Raw genomic sequence first — 16183 nt, forward strand, 5'->3', positions numbered from 1 at the left:
GGTTGGCAATAGTTGTGCGTCCTCGCTTGTGGCTCGTTCATTGTCAAAAGGTTAGAACACCGAATGCTGAGGGGTTAAATCTTTTTATGCGGTATTGTTACAACTTTTTATGTGTTAGACCGCATTTTTAAGTTATTAGTTGTACTAAGTAGGCGGGCGTTAAAAAGACAACTAAATTAAAAAATGTAAATCGTTTAAAAGCTTATATTCAAAGCCTTTTTGGTACTTTACATAAGTTTACATAGTTAGGTTTAATTATGCTTACTACTTACATCTATATTGCCTCTATACAATAGCTAAATGTAATCCCGAATATTTCGGATATTAGTTTTTATTTTTACTTAATAAATACTGCGTTAATTACTGTGGAATTTAGTGTATAAGATGTTTAGCAGATTATATCGGTTGGTTTATGTTGCGTATATCTACCAACAATCAGTAGATCCAATTTGATTTGATGGTATTTTTTAGTATTTGCGTACTTCAGTATAATCAAAATTAGTTAATCAGAGCCAGGTATTAATTTATAGTTGCAAGGATAAGATAAGTATTCTCATTACAAATTTGAATGATTCGGCTGATATAGCAATCCGATTTGATTTCTGAAAAGATATGTAGGGTGTGTTAGCGACAGCGTAACGCACCAAACCGTTGATAATGGTGCGTTACGAACTTCGTTCTAACACACCCTACAATACCTAATTTTGTTCAAAAATAAAATAGGAGTCCTATAGGTAATAACGAACATTTGGGTATTGAATTAACTGAGATGCGATCGCCCTTCGGGAGGCTCCAGGAGTATCGCTTCTGGCGGGGCGCAACCCATCGCCTCCACTTTCCCGATTTGGTACGTTCTCCCCTAACTAATTATTCACAGTTTATGCGATCGCTCTCAGTGCGGCTTGCAGAAATTAAAATTTGGCAACTGCCGTAATAATTTAGTCTCTCATCAACTAAGGAACGGTAGAATATACCTAATTTTCATAGCTTCAAAAGCCCAACCATGACGATGTATTCCAGACTCCAACGTGCATTTACTAACCGCCGCGTTCTGAAAGTGATTAGCGGCTTGAATAACTTCGACCCCACTAGCGTCGCTGCTATTGTTAAAGCTGCTGAATTTGGCGGTGCTACTTTTGTCGATATTGCCGCCGCTCCAACCTTAGTCCAGCTAGCTAAAAGTTTGACAAAATTGCCAATTTGTGTATCCGCAGTAGAACCAGAGAAATTTGTGCAAGCTGTGGCAGCTGGTGCTGATTTAATTGAAATCGGGAATTTCGATTCCTTCTATGCTCAAGGACGCCGCTTTGAGGCTCCAGAAGTGCTAGCGCTGACTAAGCAAACCCGCGCTCTCCTCCCAGAAATCACCCTATCTGTCACCGTTCCTCACATCCTGGAACTAGATCAACAGGTACAGTTAGCGGAAGAACTGGTGAAAGCTGGAGCGGACATTATTCAAACCGAAGGCGGTACTAGCAGTAACCCAGTTCACCCTGGAACTCTAGGATTAATTGAAAAAGCTGCCCCCACCTTGGCAGCAGCTTTTGAGATTTCTCGTGTGGTGTCAGTGCCAGTATTGTGTGCTTCAGGCATTTCTAACGTTACCGCACCATTAGCGATCGCTGCTGGTGCTGCTGGTGTTGGTGTTGGTTCCGCCATCAACCAACTCAATAGTGAAGTTGCAATGATTGCCGCCGTGCGTGGCTTGGTGGAAGCGTTAGCGACTGCAAATGCAGTAATGAAATAAGTTAAGAGTTATGAGTTAGGAGTGATGAGTTGAAGAAACTTATTCATTCAAAATTCCTAACTTCTGTACAAACGCGATTAATCGCGTCTTTACTCCTAAAGAGACGCGATTAATCGCGTCTCTACTCCTAACTCATTACTTCTTTCAAGGCATAAATTACTTGGTCTTGCTGCTGTTGTGTCAGCTCTGGGAACATGGGCAAGGATATGACTTCATGGCAAGCTTGCTCTGCTATTGGAAAGTCTCCAATTTGATAGCTCAGACTTTGATAAACTGGCTGCAAATGTAAAGGGTGGGGATAGTAAATCATTGAACTCACGCCGTGTTCTTGCAATTGACTACGCACCGAATCTCGATATTTGGCGCTAGAACCATTTCGCCCTTCGCCTGATATGCGAACAGTGTATTGATTCCATACCCCAATACCCCCAGGTAATTCTTGGGGTGGGACGATTCCCGGAATTTGGCTAAGGAACTGGTAGTAATAATTGGCGATATCTCGTCGGCGATGATTCCAAATATCTAAATAACGCAGCTTAATCTGCAAAATAGCCGCTTGGAGAGCATCCAAGCGGCTATTTACGCCTATTTCTTCGTGTAAATATCTAACTCTACTACCATGATCCCGTAGTATTCGCAGTTTAGTAGCGATCGCTGGATCATTAGTCGTTATTGCTCCACCATCGCCGCAACCACCAAGATTTTTGGTAGGGTAGAAACTAAAGCAACCAATATGTCCAATACTTCCGACTTTTTCATCAGCCCAAATTGCTCCTGTAGACTGAGCGCAATCTTCAATTATTGACAAATTGTGAGACTGAGCGATCGCCATCAATGATGTCATATCCACGGGTTGTCCAAATAGGTGAACCGGGATAATCGCTTTAGTTTTGGGTGTAATCGCCGCCGCGACTTGCTCCACATCCAAATTAAACGTAGTAGCGTCAATATCAACGAAAACAGGCTTTGCACCCACGGCGCTAATCACTTCAGATGTCGCAATAAAGGTAAAAGGCGTTGTAATCACTTCATCGCCTGCACTAATTTCCAAGACTCGTAACGCTAAGTAGAGCGCATCAGTACCAGAATTACAAGCCACACATTCAGTAACAGTATTATAAGCAGCAAACTGTTGCTCAAAGCCTTCGACTAGGGGACCACCGATATAGCGGCCAGAAGCCAGAACCTCTAAAACGGCTGCACTTATTTCTGCTTCGATGGTGGTGTATTGCTGCTTGATATCAAATGCAGGGATGGGATTTACACTTTGGATCATGAGTTCTCATTTTATCGGGAGATACAAAGGATGCACTTCGACAGTCAATTTTTGCTTAATCAAATAGGAGCTACTAAAAGACTATCGCCCAAGATACGCATCTATTAGGGTTTTTACTGAAATTGTGGGGCGGTTAACTACCGCACATTTAATTTACAGATAGTAGGCATACTAGGTGTTTGCCATGCTAAGTTCGTACCATTTTGAATTGATGAAAGTGATATATATCATTCAAGATCCAACACATCGGATCAAAGTTCCAGGTGTGTGGGCTGCTTTGATAAAAAATACCAGGAGATAGAAAACCTATGCAGGATCTGATCAAGCTGGATTTCGTGGATTTAGCTATTGCTGTGGGATTGATGGCGATCGCCATTGGTTTATCTGCCTGGGAAAAATTAGGATTAGAGTTTAACTTAGCCCTTGCTACTGGGAGAACCATTTTACAACTTCTTGTATTGGGATACATTTTAGATTTCATCTTGGCTTTGGACAATGCTTGGGCAGTTTTGGCGCTATTAGCAATAATGCTGACAATTACGGCGATTGTCGCACGAAATCGCATCAGCCAAAAAATTCCTCATGTGTTGCCTTTGGTGTGGGGTGCAATTTTAATTAGTACCGCCCTGACAGTGCTTTACACCAATTTCTTGATCATTCAACCAGAAAGATGGTATGAACCACAGTATATAATTCCCCTAGCAGGGATAGTTTTAGGTAATGCTACCAATGCAGCTGCGATCGCCGGCGATCGTCTTGTCAGCACCATTAATTCCAGCCATCTCGAAATAGAAACCCATTTAAGCTTAGGCGCAACTCCAGAGCAAGCAGTTAGTCAATACCGCAAAGACGCCATCAGAGCCGGATTGATTCCCACTCTCAATCAAATGATCCTCATAGGTATGGTGGCAATACCAGGAATTACTACCGGACAGTTATTAGCTGGTGTCAAACCCCTGGATGCTGTATCCTACGAAATTTTGATTATGTTCATGGTGGCTTTCGCTAACTTGCTGACAACAGTTTTAGTTACTAAGGGATTATGTCGTCAATTTTTCAATTCCGCCGCGCAGTTGGTGACGTGAGGGGGTTAATCTAGATTCAAGAGTATTTCATTGAGCCGGGGCAAATTCTGTTTCCATCTGCAAAACTTCCCTTTGATACTCTACGTCATTTGCCATTTCTGCTAAGGCTGCATCAATTTCTGCCCGTTTTTGAGCAGCTAGTTCACGCCGTAATGCCCGTGTTACAAACTCGTTACGACTTCTGGCTTTTCCTGCCTGAACGGCTTTATCGGTTGCCTCTAACAAGTCCTTTGGGAGGGTCAGCATTGTGCAAACCGTCTGTTGCTCCATACCGTTCTCGCAAATGATGTTTGGTTTGATGAGTTTTATAACATCATTTTAGTCATAATTGATTTTTTTCTGTTGCTGTACGTTTGTCATTGTCTAAAATGTTTGAATTTTGAATTTTGAATTGTTAATCTGTTTTGTTAATTTGGCGGTGTACGATAGAGATCGAGCATCAATTCGTGATTTTTTATGTCTGCTACGCCACTTATATCTCAGGTTGACTTACACAACAACCCAGAAAAATCAGAATTAATCCCTCCCCTTCTAGGTGCGACCCTTGCGGAGTTAAGCACTTGGGTGCAGCAGCAGGGACAACCTGCTTACAGAGGAAAACAACTGCATGAATGGATCTATGACAAGGGGGTGCGATCGCTATCTGATATTTCTGTCTTCCCGAAGCAATGGCGGAAAGAAGTAGCAGAAATTCCGATTGGCCGCTCAATTTTACATTACCGCTCTGTGGCACCCGATGGCACAGTCAAATATCTTTTACAATTAACAGACGGGCAAATTATTGAAACTGTTGGCATCCCTACCTTCGCAGAAGCGGGAGAAGGCCCAAAAGCCCGTCTGACAGTTTGTGTTTCTACTCAAGTGGGTTGTCCAATGGCGTGTGATTTCTGCGCTACTGGTAAAGGCGGCTACAAACGCAACCTAGCACACCATGAAATTGTCGATCAGGTGTTGACTGTACAAGAAGATTTTCAGCAACGGGTTAGCAATGTCGTATTTATGGGACTGGGTGAACCGTTGTTAAATACTGAGAATGTCCTAGCAGCCCTGAAAACCCTGAACGAAGACATCGGTATAGGACAGCGATCGCTTACAGTTTCTACAGTTGGGATTCGCAATCGCATCCGTGAGTTCGCGCAAAACCATTTGCAAATCACTCTGGCAGTTAGTCTGCACGCACCCAATCAAGCACTACGAGAAAAACTCATCCCCAGTGCCCGCGCCTATCCTCTAGAAGATTTGCTGGCTGAATGTCGGGAATATGTGGAAATTACTGGCCGCCGCCTTACCTTTGAATATGTTCTCCTTGCTGGTGTTAACGATTTACCAGAACACGCATTGGAACTTTCAAAATGCCTGCGAGGATTCCAAAGTCATGTAAATTTGATTCCTTATAATCCCATCCAAGAAGTAGACTATAAACGTCCCAACCGCGATCGCATTCAAGCCTTTGTCAACGTCCTCAAGCAGCAAAATACTGCTGTTAGTGTCCGTTATTCCCGTGGTTTAGAAGCCGATGCTGCTTGTGGGCAACTAAGAGCAAGTAAGAATTAAATCTATTGGACTCAGTAAATTTAATTACTTTGATCTCACAGATACCTGGCAATATTGCTCGGTTAATAAATTTAAGGGTTCGCTGATGTAGCGAACTGAAGCAGGATATTAATAGAGGTGATAGCTATGGCAACTTCTTCATATTCAGTTCTCAAACCTTATATTGCTGCTGATTTTAGAGTCGATTTAGATAAACAAGATATCTTAAATTTCCCTATTCCTATTTCCAGTCCAGCCATCAAGGCGAATAGTTATTACTTTGGGCATCCAGAATGGGCAAAAAACTATTTTTTGCACTGTCATCGTAATCAAGTGTTCAAGTCCTGCTGGCAAGCGGCCACGGGAACTTGGGATCATAAAATTGTTGTAGATATTGGTTGTGGCCCGGGCAATTTGTATGCAACGCTTGGGGGAAAACCACAATTGTTAATTGGTGTAGATGTTAGCGATGGGGCATTGTCTATGGCTCAACGTATTGGCTATATACCAGTCAAGGCAGATGCCCACCAACTTCCTTTCATTTCTAATTTTGCTGATCTTGTACTACTTAATGCTACACTGCATCACTGTGATTACATGGACATCGTATTGGAGGAAGCAGCGCGTTTAGTCCGTCCAGGCGGCATTCTAATCACAGACCACGACCCTCAGTTGACTGCCTGGAACTTTCAAGGATTAGCTTTGTGGTTATGGAACTTACGCTTAGGGCTATATCGGCTAATCAAACGAGGAGGTCATACCTCAGCAGCAGAGCAAACTTGGGGATTAGCAACTGAGGTTCATCACCGACCTGGGGATGGAGTAACGCCAGAGCTTTACTACAAAATTCTGGAGCCACTTGGCTTTAGTGTCAAGGTTTATCCCCACAACCATACAGTTGGTGCAGAGGTATTACAAGGCAATTACGGTGAATCTGACAACAAGTATCGCTTGGCTCAATTATGGTCTGGTATCAATCCTAATTCTCCACAAGCAGCATTATCGCTGATGTGTGTTGCCACACGCCATGTTTGACACAAACAAGCATAGTTGTTGTGGGTTTGGCAACAAAAGCCCTGAGTGACGCAATTCTAGACGGAGTGCTGGACGGCTAGCTACCTTAACGCCAAATTGCTGCAACGAAGAAGAATTCTTGTTCATATCTCCAGTCATCGAAGCAGATGAACTATTTAGGGCTATGGAACTATAACGATTGACAAAATAACTGTATGTTGAATCGCTCATTGATGCTTAAATTCTGGCTACTGGTAATTGTTATTGCAAAAACTTTGCCGATGAATTCTCCTGCCTATGGGGAAGTGATTCAGAGGATTCCTCAGCAAGTAATTCCGAGGAATCCTCAGCAGGTAATTCAGACGAATCCTCAGCAACAAATTCAGACGAATCCTCAGCAACCTGAGTCCTTTCAAGAAAGAATTAGACAACAACAAGAGGAGCAAACTCAGCAAACACAAGAGCAATTTGAGGAAACATGGCTACGGCTACACTTTCAACAACCACAACAACAACAACACCAACTCAGACTACAACAGCAAGAATTTTCACGACAACGTGAAGAACTCAGACGCCAGCAACAACTCAGACTACAACAGCAAGAAACGAGACTACAACAGCAAGAATTTACACGACAGCAACAACTGAGAATACAACAGCAACAACTCAGACAAGATCAAGAACTTAGACAACAGCAAGAATTGAGATTAGAACAACAGAGGCGACAGCAAGAACTTAGACAACAGAACGACAACCTGTGAAGTACTCAAAATTTCTGAGAAATAACTTTATTCTTGAAGAAGAATACATAATGCTGAATTCTGCATTCTGACGACTGGCACCTTTATTCTGTTTTATTTATTATCTAGCGGTGTGCGTAAATGCCAGGGGCATAAGCCTCAATGACTTTGCCTGTGCGGGTGCAAGTAATCATCAAGTAGTCACAACTTGGGCATTGTGTCCGAGTTAATTGACTATCAGAAATATAATAACGCTCGGCGTGACTACCACAATTTGGGCAGTAAATCTTTTGTACTGTCTGCATTTTAAAACCCCTGGTTCTAATTATTTTTTACTTAGTAAAACTACAAGTTAAACCAGAAAAATTTCTGATTCGACCCAACTTAACAAACTGCTGTAATATTTGGTTGATTATTTTAAACAAAATTTCAAGTTTGAAAACTTTTCCATATCTCTATCTATTATTCTATAATTTAGGTGATTCTACCCTCCTACTTTAGATACATAAATTGTTTTTTAATTAAATGCTGCTTAGAAATTTACTGATCCCTATGATTAATGCCTTGAGAGAGCCTTGTTTATAGTTATTTCAGACGACTACAAAAAAAGTCGTTCTTGTATTTAAAAATTAAACCCGGTAAAATACTGTATCTTTAGTAACAAAATATCTATTTTAATATTTAGTTAATATTTGCTGGCAAAATTTATGAGATTAAATTCCGAGGCTAATAGCTAAAAATACAAGATTTTAAGCCATGTAGATGGCTATCGTGTGTAAAAGGAAAAATTTTAGTCCACTTGAGTGGACTTTAGCTATCAGCCCAGAACTTAAGTTCTGGGCGGGATTGCCTGTCTATGCGACACTTTGACTGTTACGAAAATGTGGGTAACGACAAGTCTTCAAGGTGAGAGTGGGAGTTGTGACTTTAAGCAGGATGAAAATAATCGTAAATTTCTTGAGCCAAACGCGGCCCAATTCCTGCGACTTCAGCTAGTTGTGTGGTTGTTGCTTGCCGAATATAATCAACTGAGCGAAAATGTCCTAGTAGCAGCTTTTGTCGATGATGTCCCAAACCAGGAATTTCATCTAAACGCGATCGCTTCAATTTATCACTACGCTGCTGACGATGGAAACTCACTGCAAACCGATGCGCTTCATCCCGCAGCCGTCGCAATAACTGTACTCCCGGTTGTTCTGCATCAGTTGTCAAGGGTTTAGATTCTCCCGGTAAAAAAATCTCTTCTCGCTGCTTTGCTAAACTCACAACTCGCAAGTCTTCTAATAAATTCATCTCTTGCAAGATGGCGATAACCGAGGATAATTGACCTTTACCACCATCGATCATGATTAAATCAGGCCAGTCGGGATTACCCAAACGTACTAATTGCTGATCTTCCCCATACTTGCGAAACCGACGCTGGATAACTTCAGCAAGACTGGCAAAATCATCTGAATGTCCTGCTGTCACTGTAGGGTTTTTGATTTTGTAGTGGCGATAGTGCTGTTTGGCGGGTAATCCGTCGATAAACACGACTTGCGAAGCCACAGCATTTGACCCTTGAATATGGGAAATGTCATAACCTTCGATGCGGTGGGGTACATCTGGTAAATCCAGAATGGCGGCTAAATCTTGCATTGCTTGGTGATTGCGTTCGCCAAATTTCTGCATTCTTTGCAATTCATACTGAGCATTTCGCTCTACCATCTCAATTAATTCTGCCTTAGTTTGCCGCAAAGGAGTCAAAATTGTGACTTTTTTGCCTTTACGTTGAGTTAAGACATCCGCCAATATTTCCCCGTCTGGTAAATCATGCTGTACCAAAATCTCTACAGGTATTTCCACTGAGTCAGCAGTTTGGTAATGTTCCTCTAAAGCGCGTTGTAAAATAGCTCCTGGTTCCGCGTCAGCATCCGCCACAAAGGCCAAACGTCCTACCAATTGCCCAGCGCGAATCTGGAATAGTTGAATGCAGGCGTGCTGTTCGTCGGCTGCCAGGGCGATCGCATCCCGCGAAACTGTATCATCTGGTAAGGAAACTTTTTGGTCGGCTGTCAGCGACTTTAACCCAGAAATTTGATCACGAATTCGTGCTGCTGACTCAAAATTCAAGTTCTCAGCTGCTGCGTTCATCTGTTGGGTCAAAATATCAATCAGTTCCTGAGTTCTACCTTGAAAGACCATCGCCACCTTTTGCACAATTTTGCGATATTCTTCTGGTGAAATCAGCTGTTGACACACACCCGGACAACGCCCTAAATCATAATTTAAGCAAGGACGGTCTTTAAAAAGTGGTTGAGGTCGTTGTCGCTGTGGAAAGATGCGCTTGCAGATGCGGACAATTTCTCGTAATAAACCAGCATCCGTATAAGGCCCGTAAAATTTATCCTTTTCTTTGCCAAATTGGCGTTTACGGGTAATAAAAATTCGCGGATAATCTTCTGACCAAGTGATGCAGAGATAGGGATATTTTTTATCATCTTTGAGCAGTACGTTAAAGTATGGCTGATGCTGCTTGATCAAATTGGCTTCTAGCGCTAAGGCTTCGGCTTCAGTATCAGTGACGATGAATTCAATTTCTGTCACCAACTTGACCATCGTGGCGATGCGTTCGCTCTTGTTGTAGCCATCGCGGAAATAGGAACGGACACGCGATCGCAACTTACGTGATTTACCTATATATATAATGCGATCGCTCCTGTCGCGCATGAAATAGACCCCCGGTTCCGGTGGAATTTCAGCTAGACGGTTTTCTAATCGTTCTGGTTCTTTAACCAGTGGTAATATTTCAGTAGATATTGTCACAACCCAAATTAGGTAATCTTTTTCTATTTTAAGAAAAATTATTTTTTTGTGCCGATTTAACCTGGTATTTTTCGAGCAACTCTTTAACTTGAGTGGCCACCAAAGGATGTGGATCTTTTTGTAACTGGGGTAGAATTTGCAGGAGAACGCGATGTGAAACCATATTTAAGTATGCGATCGCAGCTTCTCTAACAAAGCCAGTTGGATGACGCAAACTCACTAAAATCTCAGAACTTGTCAGCCGGATGCGAGTCACTTGAACATAATGAAAACAGCAAGCTAGGCACCAATCAGAAAGTAAGTTACCCAATGTTAGCAATCTGTGGAGGCGATCGCTAACCAGCATATTCTCATATTCTCCGATCTTGGCTTCGACAAGATATTGCAATTTTTCTGACTGCGGTCGGTTATCTAAAATATTCAGCAATAAGGACTTTGAAGACAAAGTTATGGTATGCTCTAAGATTTCTAACCCCCGCGCTAAGTTTACCACTGAAGGCGATCGCAGATTGAATGTTGCTGCTTGCATCTTTTCTGGCGAGTAAAGCAGTTTTAGTAGCAGTAATAGCCGCTCTTTGACATCCAATTCTAATTCTAAAAGGGCGCGTTGCAATAACTCAGAGACAATCACAATCCTCTGACTGAATTGATGATTTTCTTCTTGGTCTAATGTTTGAAAGTCTATGTATGCGGCGTAAATCTCACCTAAAAACTTTAATTCCTGCTTGATTAAATTTTCCACCCGACTTTCATAAAATCGATCCACTAAACCTGTTATTCCTGGTTGTTTGTGTATTTTTACTAAGCTGCGAAGAATATGATCCCTGGTAGTACCCCAAGATGTTTCCAAGTTTTCCCATAAAGACTCCAATGCTTCCTGAGTGCCAATTTGAGCAATGGTTCGCCAAGCGTACATTCGCACTACTTCGGGTTTGTAAATATTCGTAGCCAACCGCAATAGCATTTCTAAAGCTTCATTTTCTAGTCCCACTAAGGCTGACATTGCTGTACTGCGGGTTGATTTGTAATAAAGTGCTGCAATCAGTGCCGAATAGTACTCTTCTAAATGGGTTGCGGCAATCATTTCTAATACAGCACAGCGCACCCGTAACGACTCATCTTGTAATAAATTCGGGATGTGAATCCGCAACGCCTGCAAATAAACTGCTTCTCTGAGCGCTCTGACTCCATTCACTCGTTCCCGTTCTAGCTTATGAGTCAACATCCGGCGCATGGTTTGGGTAGCTACTACCTTTTGCATGGGCGTTCCTTGGCGTAAGACTAAAGCGGCGGCGGTGGCGCGGATGAGTGAGTTTTGCTGGGGGTTCAGGTATTCTTCTAGGATGCTTAAATTCGGATTTGGTTCAGCCAGCCAAACGTAGCGCAGCGCTAGGGCAAAAACTTCGGGGTTAGTTTCTTGGGATTGTTCTAACAAAGGACGGATGGCGATTAGATAAGCGGGATTTGCACCTGCCATCAGCATCACTTCCAAACTTTGGCGCTGCAAGTCTGGGGTTAACTTGATTAGTAGAGGTGCTAAAACTTCCGCAGATCCTTGGGAATCAATTTGGGCTAAAAGTTCAATGCAAGAGCGTTTATCAGCCTCGCTGCCTTTTTCTGCTAAAGCTTTGACTACCCCCTGCTTGAAAAATCGTAAGCCGACATTGGTTGCACTTAAGTGACCCCGTGCCACACTTAAGACTAACAGTTCAACATAGCGCGATCGCAATTCCCAAACTACTGTTAAACAGGTGCCAGCTATCAGCATTGTTTCTGATACCAACACCCATTTTTGCATTGGTACTGGTACAAACCGCCCACAAAACAATAGAGTGACAAAAATTAGCGCTCCTGTCAAACCTGTAGCGATCGCTTCGGCAGTTCCGCCAGATAAAGTCTGCATCCGGCTGCGAATTCCCTCTGGAATCGGTTGGTACAGTATCGGACCACTACTCATGACAAAGGTGTAGCGCAGAAGTTCATCGCAGAATTTGACAATTATCAGACCCCAGAAAAAGCTTTGCGATTGGATGGCTGGAATTAAATTCAGCAATATCAGCACTCCTGGTAGACAAAAGCCGATGGTGATTGGTAAAAGCGTGGCTGTGAAAAATACCCCCATCCGTTCGATGAGTCGGCTGGAAACAAACCACTGCAACGACAACTCACACAGTCCCAACATCCCACCAAAAAGACCCAAGAAGCTAGCGAGTTCTCGGTCGCTTAAATTGGCTTGGAGTTCGCGCAGATACTGAAAATCTACTAACAACCCAATGACTTGCAACAAACCCACAAAGGCAAACAAGGAAAAGACATAGCTTTTCAGTGGACTTTTGATGAAACGCTGCCGTGACGCTTGTTCTTCAGGAATTAGTTTTTGTGGGGTTTCAGGAAAAGCTGCTCGATAGTGATAAGTTAAATAGAATAAAATCCCCGATCCTAATAAAATCATTACACAGGCGATGAGGATGATCTTATTCAGCGAGGTGTATTGCACTAGCCAAGGCAAACTAAAGCCACTGATTACATCTGCTACCAAAAGACCACTACTCACCAGTGGGTAAGTCCGCTTAATCTCCCGAATATTAAATAGTTGGTTAGCGACGATAGAGGTGTTGAGGTCATTGACTACATAAAGTGCATCTACCCATAGCCGCAGCAGAAATACCGAAATCACTGCCAGGTAGGAAAAATGCGATCCCCAACGTACTAAAATTAATAAAACTAATGGCATTAACATACAAGGTGCGATCGCTACAATCACCCGGCGTAAGGGAAAAATCTTTTGCAGCCAAGAGTATAAAAAAACCAGTCCTGCACTCATCGCAGCACTGCCAATATACATCCACGGCAGTAGGTTAGTCCCATATTCATCCAAAAACAGCGCTACCGTACTGTCCTCTGCCCACCGCAATCCTACAGATACAGTTGTGTAAAAGAGAAACATCAACTGAGTTCGTTCGCTCTCCTCTGGTCGGAGATTCACCCACTGTAGTAGTCGTGGTAAAGCAACTTTATTTGCAGCCAACCAGTGATTTTTCAGTTCCATGCAGTTTTATTTTCTGGTAGTATCACCGTGTAAGGGGAGCAGGGGAGCAGAGGGAAAAATTACTTCCTCATCTTCTCCAGTCTTTTGTTTGAATTTTGAATTGATTTCTTCCTCATCCCCTGGAAATAGCAAAAATCCTGAGCAACTGAATACTATGTTTCCCACTCAGGCTTCAGGACTATCGATTTTAGATAAATTTAAACGACATCAGAGGTAGGGGCGCACAGATATGCGCCTAAAGCCTATGTTGCATCCCAACGAAAAATGAAAAAATCCCCTAGCTAGAAGTCAGGGGAGTTTCAAACTTAGTCTATTAAAGAGTTAGAGGATTATTTTTTAGGCGAGATGAGCATCATCATGTTTCGCCCTTCTTTTTTTGGCACTTGTTGAAGCTCACCATAAGGCTCCAAATCCGTTGCCATCCGCTTGAGCAAATCTTCTGCTAGGTCGCTGTGTTGAATTTCTCGACCCCGGAACATGACAGTAGCTTTGACTTTATCGCCATCTTTCAAAAAGCGCTCTGCTTGCTTAACACGCACGTTATAGTCGTGTTCTTCTATTTTGTAGCGCATCTTAACTTCTTTGACATCAGCCGTGTGCTGCTTTTTCCGGGCTTCCCGCGCCTTTTTTTCCTGCTCAAACTTGTATTTCCCGTAGTTCATAATCCGACAAACCGGCGGGTCAGCTTTGTCACTGATTAGCACCAAATCTAGCTCTTTTTCTTCTGCTAGTTGTAGTGCTTCTTGTGGGGTCATAATTCCCAGCTGGCCGCCGTCAGTGTCGATGACCCGAATTTTTGGGAAGCGAATTCGTTCGTTAATTTGGGGCAGATCGCGAGTTCTTTTCTTCTCAATCACAGCCATTATGATTTATGGGAGCTCTTAATGAAGGATTTGGTGTTGTCTAAATTGGTATGCCTCAGATGGCAAAATACTGAAATAAGTCAAGATATGAAAAAATAGTCTACACTTCTAGGGTAGCTAATCCATAAAATAGTTGCGTCGTTGTTTTTGTTATTTTACTCACTCTGAAAGAATTTTTCTGCAAGAGTTAATCTAAATTACAGAACCTAGACTCATGTTAAATATTATTACAGTTATTGAAACAGAATTCAGCAGCGGAGCCGGAGACGCTCCGCCGAGGCGTCAGAATTCAGGACTTATAAGAATCGTAAATTGTTTTTGAAAAAACCTCAGTAGTCTTATGGGGTGTGTTAGCTGAAAGTACTGTACCATTTCAAGCTTGCCGTTTCTTGCTACTGGTGGCGTCCGCTAGACGGGTTGTGGAAAATTAGTTTGGAGTGAATACTCCTCTTTAAAAGAATACCAGCGATTGCAAAAGATGATTAATCTAAGTGCTATTGCTCAAAGCTTTGTATGAATCCCCCCGACAACTCCCGACAGCAACCCACGCCTTTGCTTAGAACAGGAAGTACACTGGTATTATGCCAAAACTTCTAGAGCGCGATTACTTGTTTAAGTTTTTGCGTAATCTCCTCATTCATAAAATTTATTTATGGTTATGAGCATTGATTTTTGAGTTTGCTAATCAGAGAATTAAGGTTATTGGGTAATCAATATCTGGATGCCAGCGCTCATATTGAGGCTGGTTATTCCAGTTTTTATCTATCAAACAGAGAGGGATGGAGGGCTACAGAACCCCATCTTCTCTCCGTCTGAAACTGTCTTCAATTTTGCGGAAAGTCTGAGGATCGGTTTCCGACGCTCGCGGACTCACTAACGCTACGCTATCTGTTGGCGCAGCCCCCACAACGACCGCGCTCAGTGACCACCGCAGCCATCAGAACTTTCCAAGACGAATTTGGAATTATTAAGGGTTTGATGCCCATCTTAATTCTCACCTAAGAAACTCTGAAGGAGTCACATAGGCATTCGTCTGCCTATTTTTAGTCGGTGCAAGTAAGGTAGTTTTAGAAGCTATGGATTGCGGTGGGATTTGATATCGGTTTCCCCAGCCACCATTTAAGTCTTCCGGTTGCGGACGAAGTGGTATTGTTTTCCCCGTAGGTAGGGCTATTGTTAAGCTTTGGCTAACTTGTAAATACTTTTCACCTTCGTTAGTAAAGCGAATCAACTTGCTTTCAAGCTTTTCAAGCTGTTGATTTTCTGACTTTAACTTTTGAGGGTTTTGATTATCTAATTGTTCCCACTGACTAGCAGGATCGAAAATAGCTACAAATGTAACGCGATCTTCTGGAAACAAACGTATTTGTGCTGGATTTGCTTGCCAGGCTTCCTGAAAGCTACCATTGGGTGAAACTTGCCACAAATTCAACCCGGCCTCCCATTGTCCTTGTTTCACTTCCACAATTTGACGAGCCAGAATTGAACGGTTAGTATTCGTGTCTGAGTTCAGCAAAGCTTCTGCCTGTCCTGATACTGGACGTAAATAACGCACAGCGGCCACTGTAATCTTGCTAGATTCAGGTAGATTGCTACTACCGGCTACGTTGTATACGCCTTTACTTGATATAGGTTGTACATTTTCAATTTGCATCTCCACCTTTTCTTGTGCTTTTTGAACACAACCATAATTGGCAGCTAAAAGCATTAGACAAATGGCTAGCTGGAGATTAGCAGTAGTTAAAGCTTTAAATTTGGGAATAATAGTCTTTAAATCAAGCTTTTTCATCATAAAAGGCAATATTTTTGGCTGATTTCCAAATAACTCAGGTTTTTACCTATTATGCCCAATTTATTCTTATAAATAACAAGTTGTATAACTCTTAATCTAATTAATTTAAAATTGCAAAGTTTATGTAATCTAGTGGCTAACACTCATTGCAGTTGCTAAAATTGCGACATTGATTAACCTAAAATATGTAGTTGTTACCTAACTAGGCTGATGAGGCAAACAGTATACAATTGTTACAAACTTACTTTTCTAAGTCAGTACCACAAGGCTTATCCACTG

At 42.3% G+C, this 16183-nt stretch carries 14 protein-coding genes; 6 read left to right on the plus strand and 8 right to left on the minus strand.

Annotation, left to right across the window (positions count from 1 at the left end):
* Window positions 1–748: 748 nt before the first annotated feature.
* Both V7K36_RS01415 and V7K36_RS01420 read left to right on the plus strand, forming a co-directional pair.
* Window positions 749–934 carry a hypothetical protein gene (locus V7K36_RS01415; protein ID WP_335112555.1) on the plus strand — a complete coding sequence of 62 codons (186 nt, stop codon included), beginning with the start codon at window positions 749–751 and terminating at the stop codon, window positions 932–934.
* Window positions 935–1003: 69 nt separating this feature from the next.
* On the plus strand, window positions 1004–1747 hold the full coding sequence (locus V7K36_RS01420) for a DUF561 domain-containing protein (protein WP_335112557.1): 744 nt from the start codon (window positions 1004–1006) through the stop codon (window positions 1745–1747).
* Between the two features lie 127 nt (window positions 1748–1874).
* Here the strand turns inward: V7K36_RS01420 and V7K36_RS01425 are convergent, their stop codons facing one another.
* On the minus strand, window positions 1875–3023 hold the full coding sequence (locus V7K36_RS01425) for a DegT/DnrJ/EryC1/StrS family aminotransferase (protein ID WP_335112559.1): 1149 nt from the start codon (window positions 3021–3023) through the stop codon (window positions 1875–1877).
* Between the two features lie 308 nt (window positions 3024–3331).
* On the opposite strand from V7K36_RS01425, the gene V7K36_RS01430 reads away from it, so the two are divergent.
* On the plus strand, window positions 3332–4108 hold the full coding sequence (locus tag V7K36_RS01430; RefSeq protein ID WP_335112561.1) for an ABC transporter permease: 777 nt from the start codon (window positions 3332–3334) through the stop codon (window positions 4106–4108).
* 27 nt (window positions 4109–4135) lie between these two features.
* Here the strand turns inward: V7K36_RS01430 and V7K36_RS01435 are convergent, their stop codons facing one another.
* Window positions 4136–4378 (minus strand): ribbon-helix-helix domain-containing protein, encoded by a 243-nt coding sequence (locus tag V7K36_RS01435; RefSeq protein ID WP_335112563.1) that lies wholly within the window; start codon window positions 4376–4378, stop codon window positions 4136–4138.
* Between the two features lie 186 nt (window positions 4379–4564).
* On the opposite strand from V7K36_RS01435, the gene rlmN reads away from it, so the two are divergent.
* Together rlmN and V7K36_RS01445 are read left to right on the plus strand one after the other, a co-directional pair.
* Window positions 4565–5662, plus strand: coding sequence for a 23S rRNA (adenine(2503)-C(2))-methyltransferase RlmN (rlmN, locus tag V7K36_RS01440; RefSeq protein WP_335112565.1), 1098 nt, complete (start codon window positions 4565–4567; stop codon window positions 5660–5662).
* A gap of 126 nt (window positions 5663–5788) precedes the next feature.
* The gene (locus tag V7K36_RS01445; protein ID WP_335112567.1) at window positions 5789–6676 is read left to right on the plus strand and encodes a class I SAM-dependent methyltransferase; all 888 of its coding nucleotides are present in this window, start codon (window positions 5789–5791) and stop codon (window positions 6674–6676) included.
* Here V7K36_RS01445 and V7K36_RS01450 read toward each other — a convergent pair.
* Complete coding sequence (locus V7K36_RS01450) at window positions 6641–6886, minus strand: hypothetical protein (RefSeq protein ID WP_335112569.1); 246 nt, start codon at window positions 6884–6886, stop codon at window positions 6641–6643. The two genes, V7K36_RS01445 and V7K36_RS01450, sit on opposite strands and share 36 nt — an antisense overlap.
* Between V7K36_RS01450 and V7K36_RS01455 the strand changes: the two genes are divergently transcribed.
* Window positions 6871–7416 carry a hypothetical protein gene (locus tag V7K36_RS01455; protein WP_335112571.1) on the plus strand — a complete coding sequence of 182 codons (546 nt, stop codon included), beginning with the start codon at window positions 6871–6873 and terminating at the stop codon, window positions 7414–7416. The genes V7K36_RS01450 and V7K36_RS01455 overlap by 16 nt on opposite strands.
* 104 nt (window positions 7417–7520) lie before the next feature.
* On the opposite strand, the gene V7K36_RS01460 is transcribed toward V7K36_RS01455, so the two are convergent.
* The 5 genes from V7K36_RS01460 to V7K36_RS01480 all read right to left on the minus strand — a co-directional run bounded on the left by V7K36_RS01460 (window position 7521) and on the right by V7K36_RS01480 (window position 15904).
* A complete protein-coding gene (locus V7K36_RS01460) occupies window positions 7521–7700 on the minus strand; it encodes a replication restart DNA helicase PriA (RefSeq protein ID WP_292763563.1) in 180 nt (59 codons plus the stop codon).
* 622 nt (window positions 7701–8322) lie between these two features.
* Entirely contained in the window at window positions 8323–10200 is a 1878-nt protein-coding gene (uvrC, locus tag V7K36_RS01465; protein WP_335112572.1) for an excinuclease ABC subunit UvrC, read from the minus strand.
* A 28-nt stretch (window positions 10201–10228) separates the two neighbouring features.
* The gene (locus V7K36_RS01470) at window positions 10229–13249 is read right to left on the minus strand and encodes an MFS transporter (protein ID WP_335112574.1); all 3021 of its coding nucleotides are present in this window, start codon (window positions 13247–13249) and stop codon (window positions 10229–10231) included.
* A 329-nt stretch (window positions 13250–13578) separates the two neighbouring features.
* Window positions 13579–14112, minus strand: coding sequence for a translation initiation factor IF-3 (gene infC / locus V7K36_RS01475; RefSeq protein ID WP_335112576.1), 534 nt, complete (start codon window positions 14110–14112; stop codon window positions 13579–13581).
* Between the two features lie 994 nt (window positions 14113–15106).
* Window positions 15107–15904: a hypothetical protein gene (locus tag V7K36_RS01480; RefSeq protein WP_335112578.1), complete on the minus strand. Its 798-nt coding sequence runs from the start codon at window positions 15902–15904 to the stop codon at window positions 15107–15109.
* Window positions 15905–16183 lie beyond the last annotated feature (279 nt).

The sequence above is a fragment of the Nostoc sp. genome (assembly GCF_036919555.1).
Lineage (GTDB): Bacteria > Cyanobacteriota > Cyanobacteriia > Cyanobacteriales > Nostocaceae > Nostoc.

Bases quoted from the DNA above. Each gene is read 5' to 3' on its own strand.
- V7K36_RS01455 (WP_335112571.1), top strand. From the start codon at position 6,871: ATGTTGAATCGCTCATTGATGCTTAAATTCTGGCTACTGGTAATTGTT.
- rlmN (WP_335112565.1), top strand. From the start codon at position 4,565: ATGTCTGCTACGCCACTTATATCTCAGGTTGACTTACACAACAACCCA.
- V7K36_RS01425 (WP_335112559.1), bottom strand. From the start codon at position 3,023: ATGATCCAAAGTGTAAATCCCATCCCTGCATTTGATATCAAGCAGCAA.
- V7K36_RS01435 (WP_335112563.1), bottom strand. From the start codon at position 4,378: ATGGAGCAACAGACGGTTTGCACAATGCTGACCCTCCCAAAGGACTTG.
- V7K36_RS01420 (WP_335112557.1), top strand. From the start codon at position 1,004: ATGACGATGTATTCCAGACTCCAACGTGCATTTACTAACCGCCGCGTT.
- V7K36_RS01470 (WP_335112574.1), bottom strand. From the start codon at position 13,249: ATGGAACTGAAAAATCACTGGTTGGCTGCAAATAAAGTTGCTTTACCA.
- infC (WP_335112576.1), bottom strand. From the start codon at position 14,112: ATGGCTGTGATTGAGAAGAAAAGAACTCGCGATCTGCCCCAAATTAAC.
- V7K36_RS01460 (WP_292763563.1), bottom strand. From the start codon at position 7,700: ATGCAGACAGTACAAAAGATTTACTGCCCAAATTGTGGTAGTCACGCC.
- V7K36_RS01450 (WP_335112569.1), bottom strand. From the start codon at position 6,886: ATGAGCGATTCAACATACAGTTATTTTGTCAATCGTTATAGTTCCATA.
- V7K36_RS01445 (WP_335112567.1), top strand. From the start codon at position 5,789: ATGGCAACTTCTTCATATTCAGTTCTCAAACCTTATATTGCTGCTGAT.
- V7K36_RS01430 (WP_335112561.1), top strand. From the start codon at position 3,332: ATGCAGGATCTGATCAAGCTGGATTTCGTGGATTTAGCTATTGCTGTG.
- V7K36_RS01480 (WP_335112578.1), bottom strand. From the start codon at position 15,904: ATGATGAAAAAGCTTGATTTAAAGACTATTATTCCCAAATTTAAAGCT.